7 protein-coding genes are annotated in these 6573 nt (G+C 74.5%); 2 read left to right on the top strand and 5 right to left on the bottom strand.

All coding sequences use genetic code 11. From position 1 onward, the window contains the following. Window positions 1-54: 54 nt before the first annotated feature. The 3 genes from ACFUK0_RS31790 to ACFUK0_RS31780 all read right to left on the bottom strand — a co-directional run bounded on the left by ACFUK0_RS31790 (window position 55) and on the right by ACFUK0_RS31780 (window position 3296). Window positions 55-1227, bottom strand: coding sequence for an ROK family protein (locus ACFUK0_RS31790; protein ID WP_380255945.1), 1173 nt, complete (start codon window positions 1225-1227; stop codon window positions 55-57). 282 nt (window positions 1228-1509) lie between these two features. Then, window positions 1510-2643, bottom strand: a complete 1134-nt coding sequence (locus tag ACFUK0_RS31785) for an aminotransferase class I/II-fold pyridoxal phosphate-dependent enzyme (protein ID WP_380255944.1) — start codon at window positions 2641-2643, stop codon at window positions 1510-1512. Next, on the bottom strand, window positions 2643-3296 hold the full coding sequence (locus ACFUK0_RS31780) for a transcriptional regulator (protein ID WP_380255943.1): 654 nt from the start codon (window positions 3294-3296) through the stop codon (window positions 2643-2645). The genes ACFUK0_RS31785 and ACFUK0_RS31780 overlap by 1 nt, the downstream gene beginning before the upstream one ends. A gap of 91 nt (window positions 3297-3387) precedes the next feature. Here ACFUK0_RS31780 and ACFUK0_RS31775 point away from each other — a divergent pair, with 91 nt between their 5' ends. Both ACFUK0_RS31775 and ACFUK0_RS31770 read left to right on the top strand, forming a co-directional pair. After that, entirely contained in the window at window positions 3388-4095 is a 708-nt protein-coding gene (locus ACFUK0_RS31775) for a class I SAM-dependent methyltransferase (RefSeq protein ID WP_380255942.1), read from the top strand. Window positions 4096-4136: 41 nt separating this feature from the next. Beyond that, on the top strand, window positions 4137-4574 hold the full coding sequence (locus ACFUK0_RS31770) for a GNAT family N-acetyltransferase (protein WP_380255941.1): 438 nt from the start codon (window positions 4137-4139) through the stop codon (window positions 4572-4574). A 19-nt stretch (window positions 4575-4593) separates the two neighbouring features. Here the strand turns inward: ACFUK0_RS31770 and bioD are convergent, their stop codons facing one another. Together bioD and ACFUK0_RS31760 are read right to left on the bottom strand one after the other, a co-directional pair. Then, window positions 4594-5334 carry a dethiobiotin synthase gene (gene bioD / locus ACFUK0_RS31765; protein WP_380255940.1) on the bottom strand — a complete coding sequence of 247 codons (741 nt, stop codon included), beginning with the start codon at window positions 5332-5334 and terminating at the stop codon, window positions 4594-4596. Continuing rightward, complete coding sequence (locus tag ACFUK0_RS31760) at window positions 5331-6563, bottom strand: adenosylmethionine--8-amino-7-oxononanoate transaminase (protein WP_380255948.1); 1233 nt, start codon at window positions 6561-6563, stop codon at window positions 5331-5333. The genes bioD and ACFUK0_RS31760 overlap by 4 nt, the downstream gene beginning before the upstream one ends. Window positions 6564-6573: the final 10 nt, after the last annotated feature.

The raw sequence follows: 6573 nt of genomic DNA, 5'->3' as shown, positions 1-6573 counted from the left end.
GGCCCCGCTCTGCGTTGTCCTGCGGCGCCGACCCCTCGGCCGGCGCCGCCCCGGCTAGCTCCGGACGGTCGGCGGGTCGACGGCGAACAGCTGGTCCTCGACGTGGTCGAGGGCCACCCGCAGCGCCCCCATCGCGACCACCTCGGAGCCGAGCGCGGCGAGCGCGACCTCCGGCGCCCGCAGGGTGAAGAGCGCGAGCTGCTTGCGCAGCGGCTCCAGTACGCCGTCGAGGCCGGCCGCCCAGCCGCCGACGACCACCAACTGCGGGTCTATCGCCAGGACCAGGGCCGCCACGTCGTGGACGAGACGGCCGAGGAAGCGGTCCATCGCGTCCTGGGCGACCTCGTCGCCCTCGCGGGCCAGCCGCAGCACCCGGGCCACCGCGGCCTCGTCCAGCGGGTCGAGGGGTTTGCCGGAGGTGGAGAGCAGCCGCTCGGGGGTGGCCTCGCGGCCGAGCAGGTGCAGGGCGCCGATCTCGCCGGCCGCGCCGCCGAAGCCGCGGTGCAGCCTGCCGTTGATCAGGGAGCCGGCGCCGGGGCTGAGCCCGGCCATCACGAACACCACGTCGCCCATGCCGACCGCGGAGCCCTGCCAGTGTTCGGCGATGGCGGCCAGGTTGGCGTCGTTCTCGATCAGTACCGGGCAGCGGAACGAGCGTCTCAGTCTGGCCCCGAGGTCGAGGCCCGTCCAGCCGGGCATCGCGGTGCCGAGCCGGACGGTGCCCTCGCGGTCGACTATGCCGGGGCTGCCGACGCCGACCGCCCACAGGTTGTCGCGCGAGATCCCGGCCTTGCGCAGCACCTCGGCCACGGTGGTCCGGACGGCGGTGAGCCGCTCCTCGGCGTCCAGCGCCTCGTCCACGGGCTTGAAGTGACTGCCGAGCACCTCGCCGGTCAGGTCGGCGAGGATGACCCGGATGTCGTGGACGCCGATCTCGATACCGAGGATGTGTCCGGCCTCGGCCCGGAAGCGGAACCAGCGGGCCGGGCGGCCGCGCTGGCGGCTGCCGCCGGGCTGCCCGGTGCTCTGCACGGGCTCCACCTCGGCGACCAGACCCGACTCGACCAGACCCTCGATCACGCCCTCCACGGTGGGCCGGGAGAGCCCGGTGTCACCGACCAGCTGAGTGAGGGTCACCGACTGGCCGGATCGCAGTGCGCGCAACGTGACCGCCGCGTTGATCCGCCGCAGCAGCGAGGAGTCTCCTCCGGTGAGCCGATCCGACAAGACGCTGCCCTTCCGCAATCGCGCGACAACACTGGCGCGCGGTGCCGAGTCCGAGTGCGCGGTGGCCGGTTGATGCCCCGCGGGGCGTCCTTCCGGCACCCGTGCGAAGCACGTCGGAAGCCGTAGGACGATGAGCCGGATGCTACCCGTGAGCGTGTCGACGGGCGAGCATTTCCGCAGCTCATAACCGCTTCGGTATCGAAATGGTACGGATCGGCGGGTGCCCCGCCGAGGGCGCCGGTGCCGGTGCCCGTGACGCCCGCCCCCGGAGCGGGGGAGGCTTCACCGGTTGGTGCGCATCCAGCCGGCGAATGCCTCCAGGCCGTCCTGCGGGTTCCGGCGGCCGATGCCGATCCGGAACCGGTCGGCGGGGGTGTCGGTGAGTTCGGAGCGGTAGATGCTCGCGGGCAGCAGCAGGACGCCGGCCTCGGCGACCAGCCGGGTGCAGAACTCCTCCACGCCGCCCGGCCCGAGGTAGCGGGGGTAGGCCACGCAGCCGCCGTCCGGTGCCCGCCACTCGAAGTGGTCGGCGAACTCGGCGAAGAACGCGTCGAAGGCCGGCAGGTTGGCGCTGATCAGGGCCCGGTTGCGGGTCAGGATGGTGTCGCGCGCCTTGAGGGCGATCCGGGCCAGGACTTCGCTGGGGGCCGCGTTGCAGATCGTGGTGTAGTGCTTGGCCCGCTCCAGCCGGGAGCGCAGCCCGCGGTCGCGGCAGGTGATCCAGCCGATCCGCAGGCCGGGCAGGCCGAGCGACTTGGACGTCACGTTCAGGGACAGCGCGCGCTCGGACAGGTCGGCGGCCTGCGGCAGCGTACGGGCCGGGTCGCGCTCCAGGCCGCGGTAGACCTCGTCGCTGAACAGGTGGATGCCGCGCTCGTCGCAGAGCCGGGCCAGCGCGGTGAAGTCGGCGGCGCCGATGACCTTCCCGGTGGGGTTGTTGGGGAAGTTGACCGAGACGACCCGGGTGTCCGGGCGGATCGCCGCCGCCACCTCGTCCAGGTCGAGGGCCCAGTCCTGCCCGGGCCGCAGGGCGACGCCGGTGACCTCGCACAGGGCCAGCGGCACGGTCTCGGCCGCCTGGTAGTTCGGGGTCACCACCACGGCGTGGTCGTCCGGGCCGAGCAGGACGTTCATCGCCAGGTAGAGGGCCTCCTCGGCGCCGGCGAAGCAGATCACGTCGTCGGGGCCGGCCTGTTCGTAGCCGGCGGCGATCGCCTCGCGCAGGCCCCGGTCGCCGAAGGTCTCGGTGTAACCCAGCGACAGGTTCTCGAAGGCGTGCCGGTCCTGCTCGTCGGCGAGGGCGAGCAGCTCGTCCATCCGCATCGTCTGGGCGTCGGACGCGGTGAGGTGGTGGCGGGCGGTGAACTCCCAGCGGGAGAAGTAGGTCTCCAGGCGGAAGTCGGGCAGTCGGGTCATCAGGCGGTCCTCCGGTCCCGGTGTTCGGCGAGCAGGGCGTAGACGGTGGAGCGGGAGGCCTTGAGCGCGTCCGCGACGACCGGTACGGCGCGGCGCACCGCGAACACCCCGGCCTCGTCCAGCCGGCCCAGGACGGTGAGGCGGTCCTCGCGGCCGAGCCGTTCGACGGGCCGGCCGCTCTCGCGGACGTGGCTGCCGACGATCTGCTGGACGCGCTCGGTCCAGTCCTGTTCGAACAGCGGCTCCGGGCGCGGTACGGCGGGCGCGCCGAAGGCGGCGAGCACGGCCGCGGCCTGCTCCAGCGGTGTGCGGTCGAGGTTGATGCACAGCACGGCCGACGCCCGCCCCGCGTCGTCGCGCAGGACGGCGCTGACCGAGGACAGCCGCCGGCCGTCGGCGAGCAGCTTCTCGTAGGGCCCGTACACGTCCCTGGCAGCCGGGTCGAGCGCGGCCAGCTCGCCCAGCAGCGAGGGGTCGCCCGGCCTACGGCGGGTCATCGGGTTCCAGATGCCGAGCACGCGGTCGGTGCCGGGGTCGTGCAGCACCACCTCGGCGTAGGGCCCGAGCAGCAGGGTCACCGCCCGGCACACCGGCGCCCACATCCGCACGCGAGGGTCGTCGCCCGCTTCGTCGTCCGCTTCGTCGTCCGTCATGATCGGACTGTACGTCCGGTTCGGACGAAACGTCCAACAGGTGGTGGCCGGACGGTCCGGAGACCGCTCCCCGGGGCTCTATGCTGCGGGCATGCCGAACGAGCTCCGTACTCTCCATCCGGGCGCAACCACGATGTCCGACAGCGCCTTTGTGCGGGGAGAGACCGGCCTGGCCCTCGTTCCGTTCGTCCCCGAGGTCTCCCTCCACATGGCCGACGACGCCATCGCGCTGTGGGAGACGACGGAGTCCGCACGCGGCGAGATCGGCCTGCCGCCCCCGTTCTGGGCGTTCGCCTGGGCCGGCGGCGTGGCCGTCGCCCGGTACGTGCTCGACCACCCCGAACTGGTGGCGGGGCGGACGGTGCTCGACGTCGCGGCCGGGTCGGGGCTGGTCGGCATCGCGGCCGCGATGCGCGGCGCGGCGTCGGTGCGGGCCGCCGAGATCGACGCCTACGCCGTGGCGGCCATCGGGATCAACGCCGAGGCCAACGGTGTCCGGGTGGACGCGGCGGTCGAGGACCTGCTCGACGGCGACGGCGGCCCGGCCGAGGTGGTGCTCGCGGGGGACGTGTTCTACGAGCGGGGGATGGCCGCCCGGTTCCTGCCCTTCCTGGAGCGGGCCCGGGCCAGGGGAGCGGTCGTGATCGTCGGCGACCCGGGGCGGGCGTACCTCCCGCGCGAGCGCTTCACGGCCCTGACCGAGTACCAGGTACCGGTGGTGGCCGACCTGGAGGACACCGCGCTGAAGACCACCACCGTGTGGCAGCTCACGGCCCCGGTCGCGTCCTCCGGCGGGTGAAACCCTTCGCGCACCACGGACGGCGCTGGTAGACAGTTCGCATGATCGAACCGACCTTCCGCACCGCCGCCGTCGACGAGGTGCCCGCCCTGCTCGCGTTCTGGGCCCGGGCGGCCGAGGGCACCAGCATCACGGACGATCCGGACGGCCTGGCCCGGCTGATCGGCCGGGACCCGCAGGCGCTGATCGTCGCCGAGCACGACGGCGCCGTGGTCGGCACCGTGATCGCCGGATGGGACGGCTGGCGCTGCCACCTCTACCGCCTCGCCGTCGACCCGGACCACCGCCGGCAGGGCATCGGAGCCGCCCTGCTGGCCGCCGCCGAGCGGCGCTTCGAGGCGCTCGGCGGGCGGCGGGCCGACGCCATGGTGCTGGACCGCAACGAACTCGGGCAGCGCACCTGGGCGAACGCCGGCTACGCCGCCGAGCCGCAGTGGAGCCGGTGGGTCAAGCCGCTCGGTGACCCGCTCGGAGGCTGAGCGCGGGCGCCGCGGCCGGTCAGGGTGCCGGAGCCCGCCGGTCGGCGGTGAAGGCGGCGGCGTCCCAGTGCCCGCCCAGCACCGGGCCGAGCGAGGCGAGCGCGAGGGCGGCGAAGCCGTCCGGGTGCGCCGCGCCCTGCGGCAGTACGCCTACCAACGGTGCGCCGGCGGCGACCGGCAGGTCGGCGAGGTTGCAGCGCGCCGCCAGGCCGGCGTCCTCGGGCCAGGCGCCGATCAGCACCCCGAGCGGGGCCAGGCCGCGGGCCGCGAGTGCCTCCGCGGTGAGCGCGGTGGTGTTGAGCGTGCCCAGCCCGGCCGCCGCGACCAGCAGGATCTCGACCCGCAGGCCGAGGCCGGCGGTGGCGCGGGCCATGTCGGCGAGGGTGCGGCCGTGCTCGTCGTAGCGCACCAGCAGGCCGCCCGCGCCCTCGACCAGGACGAGGTCGTGCTCCCGCGCCAGCTCCGCCACCGAACCGGCCACCTGCTCCGGGGTGATCGTCGGCAGTCCGCTGCGGCGGGCCGCCGTGTCGGGGGCCAGCGGCTCGGGGTAGCGGGCCAGCTCACGGGTGGTCAGCCGGCCGGCGAGGCGGGCCACCTCCTCGGCGTCCCCCGGCTCGCCGGGCAGGACGCCGGTCTGGCCGGGCTTCAGCACGGCGACCCGGTGCCCGGCGGCCAGGGCGACGGCCGCGACGGCCGCCGTCGCCACCGTCTTGCCGACGTCCGTGCCGGTGCCGGTCACGAAGACGATGCGGGCGCTCATCCGGCCACCGCCGCCGCCGTGACGGCCGCGCCGATCCGCGCCAGGTCCTCGTCCCCGGTCACGTACGGCGGCATGGTGTAGATCAGGTCGCGGAACGGCCTTAGCCAGACGCCCTCCCGGGCGGCGGCCTCGGTGGCCGCCCGCATGTCCACCGGGTGGTCGAGCTGGACGACGCCGATCGCCCCCAGCACCCGGACGTCGGCGACGCCGGGCACCTCGGCGGCCGGTGCCAGCGCGGCGGCCAGCCCGCTCTCGATGCGCTTCACCCCGACCTGCCAGTCCTGGCCGAGCAGCAGCTCGATCGAGGCGTTGGCGACGGCCGCCGCCAGCGGGTTGCCCATGAACGTCGGCCCGTGCGCCAGCACCGGCACCTCGCCCCGGCTGATGCCGTCGGCGATCTCGCCCGTGCAGAGCGTCGCGGCCATCGTCAGGTAGCCGCCGGTCAGCGCCTTGCCCAGGCACATCACGTCCGGTGAGACACCGGCGTGGCCGGCCGCGAACAGCTCGCCGGTGCGGCCGAAGCCGGTGGCGATCTCGTCGAACACCAGCAGGACGCCGTGCTCGTCGCACAGCTCCCGCAGCAGCCGCAGGTACCCGGGGGAGTGGAACCGCATCCCGCCCGCGCCCTGGACCACCGGCTCGACGATCACGGCCGCCAGTTCGCCGGCGTGACGCTCGATCAGGCTGGCCAGCTCCGCCGCGTACGCCTCGTCCACCGGCGCGTCGAACCCGGCCGGCGGCTCGCCCGCGAACAGCTGGCGCGGCAGGACGCCGCCCCACAGCTGGTGCATCCCGCCCTCCGGGTCGCAGACCGACATCGGGTGGAAGGTGTCACCGTGGTAGCCGCCCCGCCAGGTCAGCAGCCGCTGCTTGCCCGGCCGCCCCACCGACTGCCAGTACTGCAGGCACATCTTCATCGCGACCTCGACGGCCACCGACCCGGAGTCGGCCAGGAAGACGTGCCGCAGCGGCTCCGGCGTGATCTCCACCAGCCTCGCCGCCAGCCGGACGGCGGGCTCGTGGGTGAGCCCGCCGAACATCACGTGGCTCATCCGGCCGAGCTGGTCGCGGACCGCCTCGTCCAGCACCGGGTGCCCGTACCCGTGGATGGCCGCCCACCAGGACGACATGCCGTCCACCAGTTCGCGGTGCCCGGCCACCGGCTCGGCGAGCCGGAGCCGGACCCCGGACGCGGACTCCACCACGTACGGGGTCGCGGTGCCGGGCATCGGCCCGTAC

Source organism: Kitasatospora sp. NPDC057223 (genome assembly GCF_042669755.1).
Lineage (GTDB): Bacteria > Actinomycetota > Actinomycetes > Streptomycetales > Streptomycetaceae > Kitasatospora.
The sequence above is the reverse complement of the archived record's forward strand: the minus strand, read 5'-3'. Positions and strand labels throughout refer to the sequence as shown.